Below are 19008 nucleotides of genomic sequence, written 5' to 3' on the forward strand. Positions count from 1 at the left end.
TCAAGGGTGGCCGCCCGCGACATGAACCGGCATGGGACGGGAGGTAGTTCGTGTGACGTGCGACGACTGTTGGCGTCGGTTGACGGCGTCCGGAATTCTGTCAACAGGGTGGGGGCGTGCGGGGTGGTGCGGAACGCGCCGGTGGGCGACCCGGGCGGGGTCGTACGATGCCCGCCGGGCCTGATCGAACTCCTGTCTCTTTATGGTCGCGCGGCCGCTCGATTCATTTACGGCGGGGAAATGTGGCGTTCGAAAGGATCACGCCGATTCACGAATTGGCGAGATAGGCGCGCCATCCGCCGAGATGCGTGATATCGGCAGCGCGTTCGACTGCTGCGGGTTCGCACAGGAATCCCGGGGTACTCGTGCCGTCCGCGAGCGTCACCCTCCCCAGCGCCATGGGGCGCGGCAGCCCGGCCAGAAGGGCTCCGAGCCCCTCCACCGGCAGCTCCCAGACCTCCGCCTCGATCGCCGCACCGTTCTCCCCGGCCGGTACCCGTACCAGGCCGGGCTTCGGCGGTTCGGTGTCGAGCGCGTACAGCCGGTACTCCGGAGCGGTGGTGGTCGTGGCGGCCAGCCGTGCGCCCAGGCCGACGAGCTGGTGGTTCAGGGGCTGCCCCGACAGATGGGCCCCGACGACCGCGAGCCGGGTGACCGGCGTCAGCAGCCTCGCGACCGCGGCGACGCGCTCGTCCGTGAATCCCGGGCCCATCAGCATCACGCCGAAGGGGAGCCCGCTGACCTCGCCCGCGGGGACGGCGATCCCGCACATGTCCAGGAGATTGGCGGAATTGGTGAACCGCCCCAGGCGGGCGTTCGCGCCCAGCGGGTCGGCCGCGACCTCGGCGAGAGTGGGGTGGCCGGGGGCTGTGGGCAGCAGCAGCGCGTCGGCGTCGCCGAGCGCCGTCATCGCCTGCTCGCGCAGGACCGCCAGGCGGTCCCGGTCGGCGAAGAGGCGGTGCGCCGGGAGCTCGCGGGCGGCGGTGATGATCCGGGCGACCGTCGGGTCGAGGTCCGGGGAATTTGTGTTCTTGTCGATAAAGCTGCCCACGGCGGTGTAGCGCTCAGCCACGAACGCGCCCTCGTACAGCAGCTCCGCCGCGGCGGTGAACGGGGCGAGGTCGATGCGCCGGAGCTCCGCTCCGGCGTGCTCGAGGCGGCTCGCCGCCGCCTCGAAGGCCTCCGCCCAGCCCGGGTCCAGCTCGCCCAGCTGCTCCGTGGCCGGTACCGCCACCCGCCACGGGCCGGGGCGGCGGGCCGGCAGCTGCGCCGTCCTTCCCGTGGGGGTCGCCAGTACGCCGAATGCGCGTTCCGCCTCCGGGATGCCGCGGGCGAACACCGTCACGCAGTCCAGGCTGGCACACGCCGGCACCACGCCCTCCGTCGGGACCAGCCCGTACGTCGGCTTGATCCCGATGATCCCGTTGAACGCGGCCGGTACGCGGCCCGAGCCCGCCGTGTCCGTACCCAGCGCGATATCGGCGATCCCGAGCGCCACGGCCACCGCCGACCCGCTGCTCGAACCGCCGCTGACGCGGTCCGGGTCATGCGCGTTGCGCACCGCGCCGTACGGGCTCCGGGTCCCTACCAGGCCCGTCGCGAACTGGTCCAGGTTCGTCGTGCCCAGGATCACCGCCCCGGCAGCCCTGAGGCGGGCCACGGCCGGGGCGTCCTGTGCCGGTTCATACGCGTACGAAGGGCACCCGGCGGTCGTCGGCAGCCCGGCCACGTCGATGTTGCCCTTGACGGCGGCGACGGTCCCGGCGAGCGGGAGGCTCTCGCCTGCGGCGACGCGTGCGTCGATCGCCCGGGCTTCGGCTTCCGTCTCGGCCTGCGGGCGCAGGCCGATCCAGATCTCGGGGCGGTCTGTCTCACCGATCCGGCTGTACGCGGCGCGCACGCGGGTGAGGGCGGGTCCGGTCATCGCGGTTCCTTGGGGTGGTGGGCTGGTAGATGCAGGTCTGTGGGCGAAAGGGGTGTTCCCCCACCCCGCCCCTTCCCGAAACCGGGCTCTGCCCGGACCCGGTCCTCAATCGCCGGACGGGCTGAAAATTCAGCCCGTCCGGCGATTGAGGACACGCCCGCAGGGCGTTCGGGGGTCCAGGGGGCTTGCCCCTGGTTTCGGGAAGGGGCGGGGTGGGGGAAGCCCCGTCATGCCGGGGCCAGCGTAAGCAGAGCCGTGCCGGCGTCCACCTGGTCCCCGGGCCCGACCAGGATCTCGGCCACGACGCCGTCTACCGGCGCCTCGACCGCGGACTCCATCTTCATGGCCTCAAGGGCGAGCAGCTTCTGCCCCGCCCGCACCCGCTCACCGGGCCGTACGGCCACCTGCCACACGCTCGCCGCGAATTCGGCCTCCACGGCGCACCCCCCGTCCGGCACCGTGACATCGGCAGCCGCGGCGGCAGGCGCCACCGCCGCCTCCGCGCGGGCGAACTCGCCGGCCGCCTCCCACGCGTCGCGCTCGGCGCCGAAGGCGTGGGCCTGGCGGGCGCGGAAGGCGGCGATGGAGTCCGAGTTGTCGGCGAGGAAGCGCTGGTGGTCGGCGAGGGAGAACTCGCCGTCCTCGATGCGGAGCCGGAGCCGGCCGGCGGCCATGTCGGCGCGCATGTCGAGCAGTTCGTCCGCCTCGACCGGATACCACTTGATGCGGTCGAAGAAGCGCAGGAGCCAGGGCTGTTCGGGTTCGGACTTGCGGCTCGACCAGACCTGCACCGTACGGCCCACGAACTGATAGCCGCCGGGGCCTTCCATGCCGTAGACGCAGAGGTACGCACCGCCGATGCCCACCGAGTTCTCGGCGGTCCAGGTGCGGGCGGGGTTGTACTTCGTGGTGACGAGCCGGTGCCGGGGGTCGAGGGGGGTGGCGACGGGGGCGCCGAGGTAGACGTCGCCGAGGCCGAGGACGAGGTATTCGGCGTCGAAGACGGTGCGGTAGACGTCGTCGACGGAGTCGAGGCCGTTGACACGGCGGATGAACTCGATGTTCCAGGGGCACCAGGGCGCATCGTCGCGGACGCCGGCCATGTAGCGGGCGATGGCCTCGCGGGTGGCGGGGTCGTCCCAGGAGAGGGGGAGGTGGACGGTGCGGCTGGGGACGCGGAGCTGGTCGGTGGGCGGGAGTTCGGCCTCGGCCTCGCGGACGAGGTCGAGGAGTTTGGGGGTGGGGAGGATCTCGGGGTCGACATGGACCTGCAGGGAGCGGATGCCGGGGGTGAGGTCGATGACGCCGGGCAGGCCGTCGGCGGCGAGGCGCTCCGCGAGTGCGTGGACGCGCATGCGCAGGGCGAGGTCGAGTTGCATGGGGCCGTACTCGATGAGCAGGTTGTCGTCGCCGCTGCGGCGGTACGTGACGCTGGGGCGGGCGTCGGTCGCCGGGAGCCGGTCGAGGACGCCGCCGTCCTGGTGGGCGGGGCGGGAGGGGGCGGGGCGGTCGGCGGAGGTGTTGTCGGTGACCGGGACGAAGCGGACGATGTCGCCGGGGCGGAGCTGGCCGAGCTTCCAGCGCTGACCGGTGACGATGGTGGCGGGGCAGACGAAGCCGCCGAGGGAGGGGCCGTCGGGGCCGAGGAGCACCGGCATGTCGCCGGTGTAGTCGACGGCGCCCACGGAGTACGGGGTGTCATGGATGTTGGACGGGTGCAGGCCGGCCTCGCCGCCGTCGGTGCGGGCCCAGCGGGGCTTGGGGCCGACGAGGCGCACCCCGGTGCGGGCCGAGTTGAAGTGGACCTTCCACTCGGCGGCGTAGAAGTCGTGGATGTCCTGCTCGGTGAAGAACTCGGGGGCGGCGTGCGGGCCTTCGACCGCTCCGATCAGCCACTCGGCGGCGAAGGCGGGGCGGCGGTCGGGCGGTATGCGCATGCCGGTCGCGGTCTGCACGCCGCCGTGCAGCACGTCCCCCGCGCGCAGGGTGCGCCCACCGTGCCCGCCGAAGCGGCCGAGGGTGAAGGTGGCGGCGCTGCCGAGGAAGGCGGGGATGTCGAGGCCGCCCGCGAAGAGAACGTACGTGCGCAGGCCGTGTTCCGCCGGGGCCGGGATGTCCAGGACGGCTCCGGCGGGGACGGTGAACGGCTCCCATTGCGGCATGCGCGTGCCGTCCACCGTGACGGCGGCCGGCGCGCCGGTGACGCAGACGGTGGTGGGGTGGGTGAAGCGCAACTGCGGGCCCTGGAGGGTGCATTCGAGCCCGGGGGCGCCCTCGGGATTGCCCAGGGCCTCGTTGCCGAGGCGGAAGGACAGGTCGTCCATGGGGCCGCAGGGCGGTACGCCGACATGCCACAGGCCGGTGCGGCCGGGCCAGTCCTGGACGGTGGTGAGGGTGCCGGGGCGGACGACCTCGATGCGGGGGGTGGGGTCGGTGACCGAGGTGAGGGTGGCGGTGGTGTGGGCCGCGCTGCGCAGGGCGGGTTCGGCGGCCGCCGCGCGCAGGAGGCCCAGGTTGGTCTCGATGCCGTCGATGCGCGTGCCGTCCAGGGCGCGGGCGAGCCGGTCCAGTGCGTCGGCGCGGTCGGCGCCGTGGACGATGACCTTGGCGAGCATCGGGTCGTAGGAGGTGGTGACCTCGGTGCCGGTCTCGATCCAGGCGTCCACCCGTACGTCCGGGGGGAAGACGACCTGGGTGAGCACGCCCGCGCTGGGGCGGTGGCCGCGCGTCGGGTCCTCGGCGTAGATCCGGGCCTCGACGGCGTGGCCGCGCGGGGCGGGCGGGGTCGGCTCGAAGGCCTCGCCACGGGCCAGCCGCAGCATCCATTCGACCAGGTCGACGCCGTACGTCTCCTCGGTGACCGGGTGCTCCACCTGGAGGCGGGTGTTGACCTCCAGGAAGTACGCCTGCTCGCGGGCGGCGTCGTAGACGTACTCCACGGTCCCGGCGGAGCGGTAGCCGACCGAGGCGCACAGCGCGCGGGCGGTGTCGGCGAGTTGGGCGCGTACGGAGTCGGGGAGGCCGGGGGCGGGGGCCTCTTCCAGGACCTTCTGGTTGCGGCGCTGGAGGGAGCAGTCGCGGTCGCCGAGGGTGAGGACGCGGCCGTGGCCGTCGCCGAAGACCTGGACCTCGACATGGCGGGCGTGTTCGACGAGGCGTTCCAGGAAGACCCCGGCCGAGGAGAAGGACGCGGCGGCGACCCGCTGCACGCGCTCCCATGCCTCCGCGAGGTCGGCGGGGGAGTGGCAGGCCTGCATCCCGATGCCGCCGCCACCGCCGGTGGCCTTGAGCATGACGGGATAGCCGAGCGCGGTGGCCGCCGTCGTGGCCGCCTCCAGGCCGGGCAGCAGCCCGGTGCCCGGCAGCAGCGGCACCCCGGCGGCCTCGGCGGCGGCGCGGGCGGTGTGCTTGGCGCCGAACAGCTCCAGCTGGTGCGGGGTCGGGCCGACGAAGACCAGGCCGGCGGCCTCGCAGCGGCGGGCGAAGTCCGCGTCCTCGGAGAGGAAGCCGTAGCCCGGGTGGATCGCGCCCGCGCCGGTGCTGCGGGCGGCCTCCAGAACGGCGTCCACGTCCAGGTAGCTGGCCTTGGCGGGGGCCGGGCCGAGGCGTACGGCCTGGTCGGCGAGGCGGACGTGGGGCGCGGGGCGGTCGGGGTCGGAGTAGACGGCGACCGTGCGCAGGCCGAGGCGGCGGGCGGTGCGGATGATGCGGGCGGCGATCTCGCCCCGGTTGGCGACGAGGAGGGTGTCGAAGCCCGTCATGCGCATGCGTCCTCTACGTCCTCTGCGTCCTCGCTGATCGTCATCTCTACGGGGGTCGGGTCGAATCCGTTGCAGGGGTTGTTGATCTGCGGGCAGTTGGAGACCAGGACGAGGACGTCGGTCTCGGCGCGCAGCACGACCTTCAGGCCGGGCGCGGAGATGCCGTCCACGATGCCGAGGGTGCCGTCCTCCTCGACGGGGACGTTCATGTACCAGTTGATGTTGCTGACCAGGTCGCGCTTGCCCAGGCCGTGCTTGGCGCCCTCGGCGAGGAAGTTCTCGACGCAGGCGTGCTGGGACCAGGTGTGGTGGCCGTAGCGCAGGGTGTTGGACTCCTTGGAGCAGGCGCCGCCGACCGTGTCGTGGCGGCCGCAGGTGTCCTCGACGACGGTCATCAGCGGGGTGTGCTCGTTGGAGAGCAGCACGCTGCCGGTGGTCAGGAAGATGTTGCCCTGCGCGTGGATGGTGTCGGGCGCGCTGTAGCGGACGGCGGTGTCGTGGGCGTCGTACAGCAGACAGTCCACGGCCTGGTTGCCGCCGAGGTCGGTGATGGTGAGGTGCTGGCCCTTGCGGACCACGGCGGACCAGGGCGCCCGGGCCGGGACGGTGGTGGTGCTGGTGGTGGTGACGCTCATGCGATCCCCCTGGCGGCGAGGTGGTCGGCGGTGTTCAGGAAGGCGCGGCGGCCCTCGGGCGTGGCCTCCCACAGCTGGTCGCCGGGGGCGGTGGGCCCGGCGCGCCAGGCCAGCACTTCGAGCGGGGTGCACACGTAGTCCGGGCGCGGGTCCACCGGGTGCGGGACGTTGGCGATCAGCACGGTCAGCGGCTGCTCGGCGCGCAGGGTCACGGCGGCCCCCGGTCCGGCGGATCCGGTGAACTCGAGCTTTCCGTCGGCCACGACCCGTACGCCCTGGAAGAAGGAGACCGACGGCGGCAGGTCGCGCGGCTCCAGCCCGTTCTTCAGCGCGGCCAGCTTCAGCAGCTCCCGCCCGGCGGGGGAGGGGCCCTGCGGCGAGCCGTCGCCGTAGCGCGCGGTGTTGCGTACGGCGGTGGAGGTGCCGCACAGCGCGTCGTGGTGGCCGCTGGTGTCGGCGATGACGGAGGCGAGGACGCGGCCCTGGTCGGAGAGGAGGAGGTGGCCCTCGCCGAGGTACGCGTTCCACAGGACCTTGACCGTGTCGGCGGCGTTCAGCCGCTCCCAGGGGCGGCCGTCCGCGTAGAGCAGGACGTGCGCGCAGGCGTCCCCGGCGAGGTCGGTGAGGCGGAGCTCGGCGCCGCGTGCGAGGGCCTTGTGGGTGTAGTTGCCGCCGGCCACGGTCTCGGCCCAGATGACGCGGTCCGGTGCGATGCCGGGCGGTGGCGTCGGCCAGTCCCGCGCGGGAAGGATGGGCATGGTATCGGCCCGTGAGCCCTCCTGCGCGCGGGCATGGTCCCGGGCTCCGTGTGTCGTCCCTGTGGCCACGGCTTGCACCTCCGGTTCTGTGGTTCTGCGGTCGGTTCTCCGGTTTACGGGCCCTATTTCTGTCGCACGACAGAAATTAGGCGGGCGTGGCTTCGGTGCGATTGCCCGGCCGTTTCGGGCGAGTTACCGACCACTCACGCCACGTCCGGTCCCGACCGCCCGCGCGCATGTGCGACGATCGTCGGATGAGCACCACGGGACGGCGCGTCGGAAGGCCGCGCGCGCAGACGCGGCCGGACAGCGGCCTCACGGCCCGCGAGGAACTCCTCACCGCAGCCGCCGAGCTCTTCACCGAGCGCGGCTACGCCGCCACCACGACCCGTGCAGTCGCCGAACGGGCCGGCATGCGCCAGGCCTCCATGTACCACTACTTCGGCGGCAAGGAAGACCTGCTCGCCGCCCTGCTGGAGGGCACCGTCCGCCCTTCCCTCGCCCTCGCCCTCGGCCTCGCCGCCCGCCACGAGGTCCCCGCCGAAGCGCGCCTCTGGGCCCTCTGCCGTGCCGACGCCGCTCTCCTGAGCACCGGCCCCCACAACCTCGGCGCCCTCTATCTGCTGCCCGAGGTCCGCGCCGACCGCTTCGCCGCCTTCCGCGCCGTCCGCGACGACCTCAAGGCCGCCTACGCCTCCCTGCTGGCCGCCACCACCGCGGGCTCCGACCTCGCCCCCGAAGACCTCGCCGTCCGCGCCGACCTCGTCTTCGGCCTCATCGAAGGCGTCATCCTCATCCGCCGCTCCTCGCCCGGCCGCGACCACGAACACGACCCCGCCGCCTTCGCCGCCGCCACGGCCGACGCCGCGCTGCGGGTGGCGGGCTGCCCCGAGCACGTACTGCCCAAGCTCCGGCGCGAGGGCGAAGCGCTGCTGGCCGCGCCCTGACCGGAGGTCGTTTCCGGGCTCCGCCCGGACCCGCCGGGGCTCCGCCCCGGACCCCGAACGCCCTCCGGGCGTGTCCTCAAACGCCGGACGGGCTGAATCCGCGCTGCATGCGCAGACCCTACCGGCGAGACTGGAAGGAGGGAGGAAGGAGAAGGAGCAATGACAGCGACCACACGCAGTGACACACCGGTCGCGATCGCGGGCGGCGGCATGGAGCTGCGCATGCAGGAGATCGGCGACGACATCACGGTGGCGTTCGTCCGCTTCCCCGAGGGCACGGACATGGGCCCGGCCCTCAAGGGTCTGCCGGACGACATGTGCCCGTGCCCCCACTGGGGATACGTGCTCAAGGGGCGGCTCAAGATGCTGACGAAGGAGGGGGACGAGATCTACGAGGCGGGCCAGGCCTTCTACTGGCCGCCCGGCCATGTCCCCGTGGCGCTGGAGGACTGCGAGTACGTGGACTTCTCGCCGACGGTGGAGTTCCGCGAGGTCATCGACCACGTCACGGCGCAGCTGGGCTGACCTGCCGGGAGGACCGCGACCGAGCCGACCACGCGGCTTGGGTCAGGCGAGGCCGGCCGGACGGCGAGGACGGCACGGCGGCGGCTATTGAGTCGGTTCCAGGAGGGCCGGAGCGGGTTCGCCAGAGACAGCCGAGTGCCCTCGATGTGCACTGCGATGCACGCGCTCCGCCCTGGTCCCGGTCTCGGGGCCACGCAGTCGCCGCCCGATGCGTGACCTTCTCGTGGCCGTCCTGGAAGCGATCGACATTCTCCACAGGCCATGTTCAGCGGATGTAGGCCGCGCCGGTGATGTCGATCGTGGCGCCCGTGGCATGACGCGAACGGCCTGAGGCCAGGAATACGATCATCTCGGCCACGTCCTGCGGCGGAGTGATCTCTCCCAGGGGCACGCTCGCACCATCCGCATCACCTGCATCGGCGAGGTCTGTCGCGACCCACCCGGGTGCCACGGAGTAGGCGAGGACGCCGTGGGCCGCGAATCCCCTGGCGATGCCCTTGGTCAGGGCCAGCAAGCCCGCCTTTGCGGCGCCGTAGGCCAGGTGTTCCGCGTCGTCCCCTCGGTGTGCGGAACGGCTGCACACGCTGACGACGATGCCCGCGCCGCGCTCACGGAAGTGCAGCACCGCGTTGCGGCTGAGGTCTGCAGGCCCGGTGAGGTTGAGGGCCAGGTTGTCGGCCCACCCCTGGCGCCACTGTGCCGGGTCTTCGAGAGGCGATCCGAGCCAGGCTCCCGCGTTGTTGACCAGGACGTCGACACGGCCGCGCCAGGCCAGAGCCTCCTGCCACATGGTCTCCGTCCCGTCTGCGTCACGAAGATCGGCGCGGACCAGACATCCGCGGTCTCCCAGGCGGCGCTGGAGGTCGAGGGCGGCCTGTTCGCTGCTGGCCCAGTGCGCGACGACGTAGGCGCCTTCGCGGTGAGCGGCGAGTGCGGTCGCCAGTCCGATGCCGCGTGACGCACCTGTGACGAGGACCGTCTTTCCGGCAAGGAGAAGGCTGCCGGAGGAAGTTGTCTCGATGCTCATGCGACTGCCTGCGCTCCGGTGATCTCGACAATGGATCCGCACATGTACGGCGCCTCGTCCGAGGCGAGGAACGCGACCAGCGCCGCGACCTCTTCAGGTGTCCCGATGCGGCCGAACGGGACCAGAGCGTCGAGGTCGGCGACGGTGCGTCCCGTTCGGGCGAGATTCGCCTCCACCATCGGTGTTCGGATCTCTCCCGGGCACACGGCGTTGACTCGGACGCCCTGGTTGGCGTGGTCCCGGGCGAGGCTGCGGGTGAAGGCGACGACTGCGGCTTTTGTCACGTTGTACGCGATGTGTCCCGGCGCCGGCTGCAGGCCCCACTGCGAGGCTGTGTTGACGATGGCTCCACCGCCGCGGGACGCCATGTGCGGCAGCGCTGCCCGGCACAGGTGGAACAGAGGGTGCACGTTGATGGCGAAGCTGGTCGCCCAGTCCTCTTCGGAGAGGGCGAGGAGGTCGCCGCGTCGGTTGATGCCGGCGTTGTTCACCAGCACGTCGAGGTGTCCGTGGCGGGCGACCACGTTGTCGACGACCTGGACACATGCGCTCGCGTCCGCGAGGTCGAACCGCGAGACCTCGGCTGTCCCGCCCTCTGCGGCAATCTCCGCGGCGACTTTGCCCGCTGCGGCTCCGTCGACGTCACAGACCACGACGGTGGCACCCTCGCGTGCCAGACGCCTGGCGATCGCGGATCCGATACCGCCGCCCGCGCCGGTGACAACACAGACCTTCTCCCGGAAGCGGGAAGCAGCGGCCGAGTCGGTCATGACACTCCCATTCGGTGGTTCAGTGGCTGGTGAAGATCACGTCGTGCCAGCCCTTGTGCGGGGCGCCGGTGATGTCCGACATGACGTGCTTGATGTTGGTGTATTCGTCGAAGGAGTAGGCGGACATGTCCTTGCCGAAGCCGGAGGTCTTGTAGCCTCCGTGCGGCATCTCGCTGATGATCGGGATGTGGTCGTTGATCCAGACGCAGCCCGCCTGGATCTCGCGGCCGGCCCGCCCGGCGCGGTAGACGTTGGTGGTCCAGGCGGAGGCGGCGAGCCCGTACGGGGTGTCGTTGGCCAGGCGGAGTGCCTCGTCGTCGCCGTCGAAGGGCAGGCAGACGAGAACCGGGCCGAAGATCTCCTGCTGCACGATGGGCGAGTCCTGTGCGGCGTCGGTGATGAGGGTGGGTTCGTAGTAGGCGGCCCGGCCGAGTGGTCCGTCGGGGATCCTTCCGCCGCGTACGACGGTGGCGCCGGTCCGGCGGGCGCCCTCGACCATGGCGGCGACCTTGTCGCGCTGCCGGAGGGAGATCAGGGAGCCCATGTCGGTGGCCGGGTCGTCGACCGGGCCCAGGCGTACGTCGTCCATCAGCTCGGCGACGCGGGCCACGAACGCCTCGTACAGCGGACGCTGGACGTAGGCGCGGGTGGCGGCGGTGCAGTCCTGGCCGGCGTTGATGAGTGCCCCGGCCACCGCACCGCGGGCCGCGGCCTCCAGGTCGGCGTCGTCGAAGACGACGAAGGGAGCCTTGCCGCCGAGTTCGAGGTGGACGCGCTTGACCAGCCCGGCTGCCTGCGCGGCGACTTGGCGCCCCACCGCCGTGGAACCGGTGAAGGAGACCATGGCGACGTCGGGGTGCGTGACCAGCGCCTGCCCGGCGGCGGGCCCGGTGCCGGTGACGATGTTGATGACGCCGTCCGGGATGCCCGCCTCCTGGGCCGCCTCCGCGAACATCACCGAGGTCAGCGGGGTCAGTTCGGACGGCTTGAGGACGATGGTGTTGCCTGCGGCGACGGCGGGCAGCACCTTCCACGCCGCCATCTGCAACGGGTAGTTCCAGGGGGCGATGGAGCCGACGACGCCGACGGGTTCGCGGCGGATCGTGGAGGTGTGGTCGCCGGAGTACTCGCCGGAGGCGCGGCCCTCCAGGTTGCGGGCCGCACCGGCGAAGAACCGGACGTTGTCGATGGTGCCGGGGATGTCGAAGCCACGGGTCAGCCTGATCGGTTTGCCGCCGATCCGGCTTTCGGTGTCGGCGAACTCCTCGGCACGCTCCTGGAGTCGGTCCGCCCAGCGCAGCATTGTCTCGGAGCGTTCGGCGGGAGTGGTGCGCGACCAGTCCGCGAAGGCGTCCCTGGCGGCGGCGACCGCCTCGTCGACGTCCTCGGCGCCGGCCAGGGTGTCGGTGGCCAGGACCTCTCCGGTGGCCGGATTGGTCACCGAGAACTCCTCGCCGGACGTTCCGGGGCGGCGCTTGCCCGCGATGAACTGCGTTCCGGTGGTCTCCATCAGCGCTCCTGTTCGGCGGCGCCCCACAGGTCGCCGAGGGTGTAGCCGTGCGGGAAGGGGTCGGTGTCGTCCAGGACGTACTGGTTGAATCCGGTGATCCAGCCGCGTCCGCTGATCGTCGGCAGCACCGCCTCGTGCGGCCCGACCTGGGTGGTGTCGAGCAGCGTGCCCGTGAAGGTGGTGCCGATGATCGACTCGTGGACGAAGGGGGTGTTCAGAGGGAGCTCGCCCCGTGCGTGCAGGGCGGCCATGCGGGCGCAGGTGCCGGTGCCGCACGGGGAGCGGTCCAGTGAGCCGGTCCAGGTGGCCGGGTCGGCCAGGTTCACCTCGCCGTTGGGCAGGACGACGGTGTTGCGGCCGGAGACGCCGGGCGTGGGCGAGGGGCCGTGGATCATCGTCAGGGCGATCTGGTCGATGCCGGGGTTGAGCGGATGACTGACCGGGAACTGCTGCTGGGCCGCCGTGCGCAGGACGGCTCCGGCACGCGTGAGCTGTCCGGCCGAGGACCGTTCCAGGGTGAGGCCGAGGTCGACGGCGCGGGCCTGCACGAAGAACTGGCCGCCGAAGACGATGTCGACCGGGACACGGCCGTATTCGGGCAGGTCCAGTTCGTGGTCGAGGGCCACCACGAAGGCCGGGACGTTGGCGAAGGTGACCCGGGCGGCCTTGCCGCCGGACACCTCGACGCGGAGGCGGACGAGGCCGACCGCGGTGTCCACGGTGAGTTCCGTGACCGGTTCGCTCACCGGCACCGCGCCCGTCTCCACGAGTGCGGTGACCGCGCAGATGAGGTTGGAGCCGGACATGGGGCGGAAGCCGCCCTGTTCCAGCACCACCAGGCCGAAGTCGGCGGCCGGGTCGGCCGGGGGCAGCACCAGGGCGCCGCACAGGGCCGGGTAGCCGCGCGGCTCCCGGAGCAGGAGCCGGCGCAGGTCATCGAGGTGCTTCTCGCAGTACTGCAGTCGCTCGGCCATCGTGGCGCCCTTGACGTGCAGATGGCTGCCGATCAGCACGCGTCCCGGCTCGCCCTCGGCGTGGACGTCGATCGCGTCGATACGGCGGTACGGGGCCATCACGCGGCCACGCTCTCCTCAGTCACCGTGACACCGGCCGCGATGAGCAGATCGCGGAACTCGGCGACGTACTGCGGGGCGAGCGGCAGGACGGGGCGGCGGGTGGGGCCCGCGCTGACGCCGACGAGGCCGAGGCCGGTCTTGATGCCGCAGGCGTAGTTGTGGGACTCCAGGAACTGGCAGATCGGAAAGATCCTGGCCCACAGCTCGCGTCCGGCGTGCAGGTCGCCACGGACGGCGAGAGCGTCGTACAGGTCGGCGCACAGTTGGGGGATCACGCTGGCGGTGCCCCACACCCCGGCCTTCGCGCCGCTCGCGAGGGCGGCGAAGGTGAGGGTGTCCCAGCCGTTGAGGGCGGTGATGTCCTGTGCGTGCTGCTGCTGGACGGTGGAGAACCACGTGAAGTCGCCGCCGGTGTCCTTGTAGGAGGTGATCGCGGTCTCCCGGGCCAGCTTCGCCAGTTCCTCGGGCGCGAGGCTGACGCCTGTGGCCGAGGGGATGTTGTAGTACATGATCGGGATGTCGATGGCGTCGGACACCGCGCCGAAGAAGCCCCGCATTTCGTCGAAGGTGGGGGCGTCGTAGAACGGCGGCACGATCATCACGGCGGAAGCGCCCGCCTTCTCCGCGTGCACGCTCAGCTCCACGGTGTCCGCCGTGCTGAGCGCGCCCGTCCCGGCGACGACCGGGACGCGTCCGCCGGCGGCCTCGACGTACAGCTCGGTGACCTGCTTGCGTTCGCCGAGGCTCAGCGTGGTGAACTCGCCGGTGCTACCGCCGGGCACGAGGCCGTGGACGCCGCCGCCGATGATGTGGTCGGCCTGACGCCGGATGCCCTCGGCGTCGACGGCCGAGCCGTCCGTGGTCAGCGGGGTGACGACGGCAGCGAGGATGCCGGTGAACTGGGGGGCGCTCATGAAGGAACTCCTGATATCAGCATGAGGGAAAAGGGTCGGCAGTGGGAGGCCGGTGCGATTCACCGGCGGGTGAAGCGGCGCGGCGAGACCGCCTCGGCGACGGACGGAAGGCGGCGCGTGGTGATGGCCTCGGTGATGATCTCGGCGGTGGCCGGAGCGAGGGTGAGCCCGAGCATGCCGTGGCCCGAGGCGACATAGACGTTGGGAAGGGGATCGAGACGGCCGATGATCGGCAGGCCGTCCGGGGTCATCGGGCGCAGCCCGGCCCACGGACTGGCCTCTCCGGGCGGGTTGTCCCAGCCGGTGAGGGAGTCGGCGGCCGCCTGCTTGATCGCGGCGATGCGCCTGGGGTTGATGCTCTCCTCCAGGCCGCCGAACTCCATGGTGCCCGCCAGCCGCAGATAGCCGTTCAGCGGGGTCACCGCGACACGGGCGTCCTCCAGCGTGAGGGGCGTGCGCAGCGGCACCGGGGAGGGCGAGTAGTCGACGCTGTAGCCCTTGCCCGGCCGGATCGGCAGGGGGACGCCGAGTTGGGCGGCCATCCGGGCGGTCCATACGCCGCCGGCCAGCAGCAGGGTGTCGCCCGTGTACTCGCCCTTGTCGGTGAGCACGCCGGTGACGGTGTCGCCCTGGCGCAGGAAGCGGCGTACGGGGGTGTTTTCGTGGATCTCGACGCCGAGTTCCGTACACCGCTTGAGCAGGCCCCGGGTGAGGGAGTCGGGCTCGACCTGGCGGTCGTCCGGGAAGAACAGGCCGTGCTTGATGCGGCTGTTCAGCACCGGTTCCCTGGCCTGTACGGCGTCTCCGTGCAGGTGTTCGGCGACCATGCCGAAGCTCTCGAAGATGTCGAGGGAGGCGAGCTGCTCCTCGTAGCGTTCCTTCGTCTCGAAGGCCAGCAGCACGCCCGCCTTGTGCATCTCGAAGGCGATGCCGTCCCGGGTCCAGTCGTCGAGGAGGTCCATGGTGCCCTCGGCGAGGCGCAGGGTCGTCTCCAGGCCCTGGCGGAAGTCCCGCGCGGTGCAGTGCCGTGCCATGGTCAGCATGAACTTCACGAAGGCGGGGTTGAGCGAGGGCTTGACGTAGAGCGGGCTGTCCGGCTTCAGCATCCACTTCAGGGACTGCAGGATCACGCCCGGCGCCGGCACCGGGCCGCTCTCCGCCAGGGCGATCTTGGCCGCGTTGCCGTGCGAGGCGGCCGAGCCCGCGCTCCGGGCGTCGAGAACGGTCACCTCGCAGCCGCTTTTGGCCAGCCGGTAGGCGGCGGCCAGGCCGACGGCGCCGGCTCCCACAACGATGGTCCGCATGAAGTCGTATACCTCCTCACAGGGGCGCCTGCGGCGCCTCTCACCAGCGGGCCGGCCATACGTACCCGACTGGAGATCGTCAAATGATCCGCGTCATGTCATGACACGCGAGCGTGTCGTCAGGGCATCTGCCGCAGCGCGGTCAGAGTGGTGGTGGACTCGATACGGGCGTCGAACCGGCTGCCGATGAGCGACTCGTGCCGGAAGAGCTGCCCCTGTTCCAGCAGGCCGTACGCGTGCAGTACAGCGAGGCGGGCGGAGGTGCCCGTGCCGCACGGGGAGCGGTCGATCCGGCCGGGAGAGTCGACGGTCGCGTTCCTGGACGGATCATCTCGGCGCCGTCCTCGTCCAGCTCGTGGTGGAGCGGCCCGGCGAACACGGCGTTCGTGATGCCGGGGATCAGCGGGTTCTCCTGGTGAGGCATCAACGAAGACGAAGGAGGGCTGGTTGACCAGCTTCAGGCCGGCCGGAGACTCCAGCGTGAGGTGCGTGACGGGCTCGGTCATGGGCAGCGCGCCGGTCTCCAGAAGCACCGTGGCCACGCACATGGTGTTGGAGCCGGACATCACCGGGTACTCCGTCGGCTCCAGGAGCTTGCGCAGCTGGTCGTAGTGCCCCTCGAAGTAGCGCATCTTGTCGAAGGGGTTCTCGCCCGGGACCGGCCCGACCCCGCAGACGACGACCTTTCCGGACTCGCCCTCGGCATGCGCGTCCACCACGTTCAAGGCGCGACTGAACCTCATGGGCCCTCCCTTCGAGATCGCAGATTGTCAAACAATCGGCGGCTTGGTTGGGACGGTAGACGGGATCACCCGGCGCGGTCAATGCCCGGAAGTGAATGACTCGACCGGCCCTGCGTGGCCACGCGCCCGTTTTGCGGTCCGTTCCTGAGTGTCGGACGCCGTGCTGCCCGACGCGCCGGAAGTGGCGTCACGTCACCCTTTAAGGCCAGGTCAAGGCCCCGTTCGTGGGGTGCGCGACCGTCATCGCGGGCCGCAGGGTCGGCTGATCACTTCATCGGAACATCCAGATTTCGGCTATTGACACGGCGGAGTCGCGTTTCTAACCTTCCGAACATCTCGCTGCTTGTCAGACAATCTACGGATGCCTCATGAGAGCGACACCTCCAGTGCGTCGACTCGCAGACCGCCTGCCCCCCACACAGACCTGCCGGGAGCTGCCCGTCGCAGGGGGCATCGCCACGGCGGCGCTCTCCTCGCCACCTGAGCCCGCTCACGTACCGCCGAGCACGGCCCCGCACGCCCCGGACAGACCGAATCCCCCCATGCCACACCCCGCACACTCAGCCTCTAGCACTGGAGCACCAGCCATGGCCCTCACCAAGCAGAGCAGGTACACCTTCTACGTGGTCGGAGTTCTCGTCCTGGCCTGGCTGGCCGGGTACTTCGGCGGGAAGGCCGGCTCGGACGGCGGCTCGACCCAGACCGTCGCCAGTTCGGGTGACTCCGCCAAGGCTGCCTGGGTCGACAAGATCAAGAAGGCGGGTGTGCTGCGGGTCGGCTGCGCCGACGCCCCGCCCACCATCGTCGTCAAGACGGACGGCACGTGCACCGGACCCGACCTGATACCCATGGAGAACTTCGCGACCGGCATCGGCGTGAAGGTCAAGACGGTGGCGACCACCTGGCAGAACATCGTCGCCGGGCTCCAGGCGGACAAGTACGACGTCGCCGCCGACCTCGACCAGACCGTCGAGCGCAGCCTCGCGATCCGGTTCACCCACGGCTCTTGGTCCTACCCGGGCGTGTTCCTGGCGGAGCGTGACAGCGACTACAGCACCAGCAAGCAGCTCCTCGACGCGAACAAGCCCATCGCCACCACGCAGGGCTCCGCGCTGGACGCGGCGCTGCAGCAGGCCAAGGCCAAGGAGCTTCGCGTGGACACCTTCCAGAACGCGGCCGCCGGCGTGAAGGCGGGCAAGGCCATCGCCGTCTTCACCGACCTGGGCACCGCCGTCGACATGGCCACCAAGGACAAGTCCCTCGGCATCATCGTCCCCGACCCGGCGATCTTCGTGCACCACGTGGCGTACGGCGTCCCCGCCGGCATCGACGCCCGCTCCATGGACATCCTCAACGTCGCCATCGACAACTCGGTGGCCAGCGGCGAGATCGACCGCGCCTTCGCCGAGGCCGGCTACCGCGAGGTGGACGCCTTGGGCGACCTCGAGATCAAGTCCTGACCCGGTCTCGCCGTCCTTTCGGAGGTAATCCGCGATGAATTCCGTGAACCTCGCCTACTCGTTCGACACGAGCGTCCTCGGCCCCGCGCTGCCCACGCTGCTGGACGGGCTGTGGCTGACGCTGGAGATCTCGACGATCGTGATCGTCGCGAGCGCCGTCCTCGGTTTCCCGCTCGCCGTGGCCCGCATGTCGAAGATCGAAGTCATCCGCTGGCCGGCGCAGTTCTACATCGAGGTGTTCCGCTGCACACCGCTGCTGATCCAGCTGCTGTGGGTGTTCTACGCCCTTCCGGCGCTCCTCGGTCTCGACCTGCCCGGCAAGCTCTCGATCATCATTGCCCTCACCGCGCACCTGACCGCGTTCATGTCGGAGACCTACCGCGCCGGTATGCAGTCGGTGCCCGTCGAGCAGATCGAGGCGGCGCACATGCTGCGCCTGAACCGGGTGCAGATCCTGCGGCACATCATCGTGCCGCAGGCCTTCCGCCAGCAGATCCCCACGATCCTGTCCCTGAACGTGAGCATGTTCAAGGACACCTCACTGGTCTCCGCGCTGGGACTGGCGGACCTGACCTTCCAGGGCAACATCCTCTCCAGCCAGACCTACCGGCCCATGGAGATCTTCACCCTGGTCGCCGTCCTCTACTTCGTGATCGCCTTCCCCGCGACCCTGCTCACCAGCTACATCGAGCGGCGCCTGATCACCAGCGGTTCGCGTGGCGCCCAGCCGCCCACGTCAGGGCTGCGTGGCACGCTCGCACGGCTGCGCCCCGGACAGCGGCCGCCCGCCCTGGCCAACCCCGCCCTCAAGTCCGTACTCAAGCCGGAAGGTGTCTGATCACGATGACAGAGACCAACCCGACCCTCGACAAGACACCGGACACCGATGCCGACGCGGGGCTCGACGGCGCGTTCGTGCGCACGCGCGGTGTGAGCAAGTCCTTCCACGGCCGCCCCGTCCTCAAGGAGGCCGACTTCCGGATCGGCAGCGGCGAGATCGCCGTCCTCATCGGCAAGAGCGGTTCCGGCAAGAGCACCCTGCTGCGGGTGATCGCCGGTCTCGAGGAGCCGGACGCCGGGGACATCGACCTCGCGGGCCAGGCCGTCGTGCGCGACGGCGAGTACCAGGACGCGTGGAAGGACCTCCGCAGCCAGATCGGAATGATCTTCCAGAGCTACACCCTGTGGCCCCACATGAACGTCCTCGACAACCTCACCATCGCCCCCCGCCTCGCTCTCGGCGAGTCCAAGGCCCAGCTGCTGGAGCGGGCCGAGCGGGCCCTGACCGAGGTGGGCATGGCACACCACCTGCGCAGCCGGTGCACCCAGCTGTCCGGTGGCGAGCGCCAACGGGTGGCCATCGCACGGGCGTTGATGATGCGGCCCCGTCTGCTGCTGTGCGACGAGATCACGTCCGCGCTCGACCCGCCGGTGGCGGCCGAGGTGCTGGGCGTGCTGACCAAGCTGAAGGAGGAGGAAGGCATCGCATGCGGCATCGTCACCCACGACATGGCCTTCGCCTCCAAGGCCGCTGACCGTATCTGCTTCTTCGAGGACGGCCTGATCAAGGAGGACGTGCCACCGGAACTGGCCTTCAACGATCCGCAGACACCAGGACTTCAGGCATTCATCGACGCCGTACGCTTCTGAACGG

Annotated in this window: 16 protein-coding genes; 5 read left to right on the plus strand and 11 right to left on the minus strand. The window is 70.9% G+C overall.

Annotated elements, in window-relative coordinates; all coding sequences use genetic code 11:
- Positions 1–268: 268 nt before the first annotated feature.
- The 4 genes from atzF to OG607_RS38025 form a co-directional block, all read right to left on the minus strand.
- Entirely contained in the window at positions 269–1924 is a 1656-nt protein-coding gene (gene atzF / locus OG607_RS38010; RefSeq protein WP_405733626.1) for an allophanate hydrolase, read from the minus strand.
- A gap of 227 nt (positions 1925–2151) precedes the next feature.
- Positions 2152–5691, minus strand: coding sequence for an urea carboxylase (gene uca / locus OG607_RS38015; RefSeq protein WP_405733629.1), 3540 nt, complete (start codon positions 5689–5691; stop codon positions 2152–2154).
- The gene (locus OG607_RS38020; RefSeq protein WP_405733632.1) at positions 5682–6320 is read right to left on the minus strand and encodes an urea amidolyase associated protein UAAP2; all 639 of its coding nucleotides are present in this window, start codon (positions 6318–6320) and stop codon (positions 5682–5684) included. Before OG607_RS38020 ends, uca begins: the two co-directional genes overlap by 10 nt.
- Entirely contained in the window at positions 6317–7147 is an 831-nt protein-coding gene (locus tag OG607_RS38025; RefSeq protein ID WP_405733635.1) for an urea amidolyase associated protein UAAP1, read from the minus strand. Before OG607_RS38025 ends, OG607_RS38020 begins: the two co-directional genes overlap by 4 nt.
- A gap of 185 nt (positions 7148–7332) precedes the next feature.
- Between OG607_RS38025 and OG607_RS38030 the strand changes: the two genes are divergently transcribed.
- Together OG607_RS38030 and OG607_RS38035 are read left to right on the plus strand one after the other, a co-directional pair.
- On the plus strand, positions 7333–8025 hold the full coding sequence (locus tag OG607_RS38030; RefSeq protein ID WP_405733638.1) for a TetR/AcrR family transcriptional regulator: 693 nt from the start codon (positions 7333–7335) through the stop codon (positions 8023–8025).
- Between the two features lie 159 nt (positions 8026–8184).
- On the plus strand, positions 8185–8550 hold the full coding sequence (locus tag OG607_RS38035) for a hypothetical protein (protein ID WP_405733641.1): 366 nt from the start codon (positions 8185–8187) through the stop codon (positions 8548–8550).
- A 265-nt stretch (positions 8551–8815) separates the two neighbouring features.
- Here the strand turns inward: OG607_RS38035 and OG607_RS38040 are convergent, their stop codons facing one another.
- From OG607_RS38040 to OG607_RS38070, 7 genes are all read right to left on the minus strand, one after another.
- A complete protein-coding gene (locus OG607_RS38040; RefSeq protein WP_405733644.1) occupies positions 8816–9577 on the minus strand; it encodes an SDR family NAD(P)-dependent oxidoreductase in 762 nt (253 codons plus the stop codon).
- Entirely contained in the window at positions 9574–10347 is a 774-nt protein-coding gene (locus OG607_RS38045) for an SDR family NAD(P)-dependent oxidoreductase (RefSeq protein ID WP_405733647.1), read from the minus strand. The genes OG607_RS38040 and OG607_RS38045 overlap by 4 nt, the downstream gene beginning before the upstream one ends.
- A gap of 19 nt (positions 10348–10366) precedes the next feature.
- A complete protein-coding gene (locus tag OG607_RS38050) occupies positions 10367–11857 on the minus strand; it encodes a gamma-aminobutyraldehyde dehydrogenase (protein WP_405733650.1) in 1491 nt (496 codons plus the stop codon).
- Positions 11857–12930: a proline racemase family protein gene (locus tag OG607_RS38055; protein WP_405737320.1), complete on the minus strand. Its 1074-nt coding sequence runs from the start codon at positions 12928–12930 to the stop codon at positions 11857–11859. Before OG607_RS38055 ends, OG607_RS38050 begins: the two co-directional genes overlap by 1 nt.
- Positions 12930–13847, minus strand: coding sequence for a dihydrodipicolinate synthase family protein (locus OG607_RS38060; protein WP_405733652.1), 918 nt, complete (start codon positions 13845–13847; stop codon positions 12930–12932). The genes OG607_RS38055 and OG607_RS38060 overlap by 1 nt, the downstream gene beginning before the upstream one ends.
- Positions 13848–13906: 59 nt before the next feature.
- Positions 13907–15151: an NAD(P)/FAD-dependent oxidoreductase gene (locus OG607_RS38065; protein ID WP_405733655.1), complete on the minus strand. Its 1245-nt coding sequence runs from the start codon at positions 15149–15151 to the stop codon at positions 13907–13909.
- Between the two features lie 119 nt (positions 15152–15270).
- The gene (locus OG607_RS38070; RefSeq protein ID WP_405733658.1) at positions 15271–15894 is read right to left on the minus strand and encodes a proline racemase family protein; all 624 of its coding nucleotides are present in this window, start codon (positions 15892–15894) and stop codon (positions 15271–15273) included.
- A 587-nt stretch (positions 15895–16481) separates the two neighbouring features.
- On the opposite strand from OG607_RS38070, the gene OG607_RS38075 reads away from it, so the two are divergent.
- From OG607_RS38075 to OG607_RS38085, 3 genes are read left to right on the plus strand one after another with little or no spacing between them, the layout of a single operon-like run.
- Positions 16482–17354 (plus strand): transporter substrate-binding domain-containing protein, encoded by an 873-nt coding sequence (locus OG607_RS38075; RefSeq protein WP_405733660.1) that lies wholly within the window; start codon positions 16482–16484, stop codon positions 17352–17354.
- A gap of 34 nt (positions 17355–17388) precedes the next feature.
- Positions 17389–18192 (plus strand): amino acid ABC transporter permease, encoded by an 804-nt coding sequence (locus OG607_RS38080; protein WP_405733663.1) that lies wholly within the window; start codon positions 17389–17391, stop codon positions 18190–18192.
- Positions 18193–18197: 5 nt separating this feature from the next.
- Complete coding sequence (locus tag OG607_RS38085) at positions 18198–19004, plus strand: amino acid ABC transporter ATP-binding protein (protein ID WP_405733666.1); 807 nt, start codon at positions 18198–18200, stop codon at positions 19002–19004.
- The last annotated feature ends 4 nt before the right edge of the window (positions 19005–19008 follow it).

This window comes from Streptomyces sp. NBC_01537 (assembly GCF_045040445.1).
Classification (GTDB): Bacteria; Actinomycetota; Actinomycetes; order Streptomycetales; family Streptomycetaceae; genus Actinacidiphila.

Bases quoted from the DNA above. Each gene is read 5' to 3' on its own strand.
- OG607_RS38075 (WP_405733660.1), top strand. From the start codon at position 16,482: ATGGCCCTCACCAAGCAGAGCAGGTACACCTTCTACGTGGTCGGAGTT.
- OG607_RS38070 (WP_405733658.1), bottom strand. From the start codon at position 15,894: ATGAGGTTCAGTCGCGCCTTGAACGTGGTGGACGCGCATGCCGAGGGC.
- OG607_RS38035 (WP_405733641.1), top strand. From the start codon at position 8,185: ATGACAGCGACCACACGCAGTGACACACCGGTCGCGATCGCGGGCGGC.
- OG607_RS38050 (WP_405733650.1), bottom strand. From the start codon at position 11,857: ATGGAGACCACCGGAACGCAGTTCATCGCGGGCAAGCGCCGCCCCGGA.
- OG607_RS38040 (WP_405733644.1), bottom strand. From the start codon at position 9,577: ATGAGCATCGAGACAACTTCCTCCGGCAGCCTTCTCCTTGCCGGAAAG.
- OG607_RS38030 (WP_405733638.1), top strand. From the start codon at position 7,333: ATGAGCACCACGGGACGGCGCGTCGGAAGGCCGCGCGCGCAGACGCGG.
- OG607_RS38020 (WP_405733632.1), bottom strand. From the start codon at position 6,320: ATGAGCGTCACCACCACCAGCACCACCACCGTCCCGGCCCGGGCGCCC.
- uca (WP_405733629.1), bottom strand. From the start codon at position 5,691: ATGCGCATGACGGGCTTCGACACCCTCCTCGTCGCCAACCGGGGCGAG.
- OG607_RS38045 (WP_405733647.1), bottom strand. From the start codon at position 10,347: ATGACCGACTCGGCCGCTGCTTCCCGCTTCCGGGAGAAGGTCTGTGTT.
- OG607_RS38060 (WP_405733652.1), bottom strand. From the start codon at position 13,847: ATGAGCGCCCCCCAGTTCACCGGCATCCTCGCTGCCGTCGTCACCCCG.
- atzF (WP_405733626.1), bottom strand. From the start codon at position 1,924: ATGACCGGACCCGCCCTCACCCGCGTGCGCGCCGCGTACAGCCGGATC.
- OG607_RS38085 (WP_405733666.1), top strand. From the start codon at position 18,198: ATGACAGAGACCAACCCGACCCTCGACAAGACACCGGACACCGATGCC.
- OG607_RS38055 (WP_405737320.1), bottom strand. From the start codon at position 12,930: ATGGCCCCGTACCGCCGTATCGACGCGATCGACGTCCACGCCGAGGGC.
- OG607_RS38065 (WP_405733655.1), bottom strand. From the start codon at position 15,151: ATGCGGACCATCGTTGTGGGAGCCGGCGCCGTCGGCCTGGCCGCCGCC.
- OG607_RS38080 (WP_405733663.1), top strand. From the start codon at position 17,389: ATGAATTCCGTGAACCTCGCCTACTCGTTCGACACGAGCGTCCTCGGC.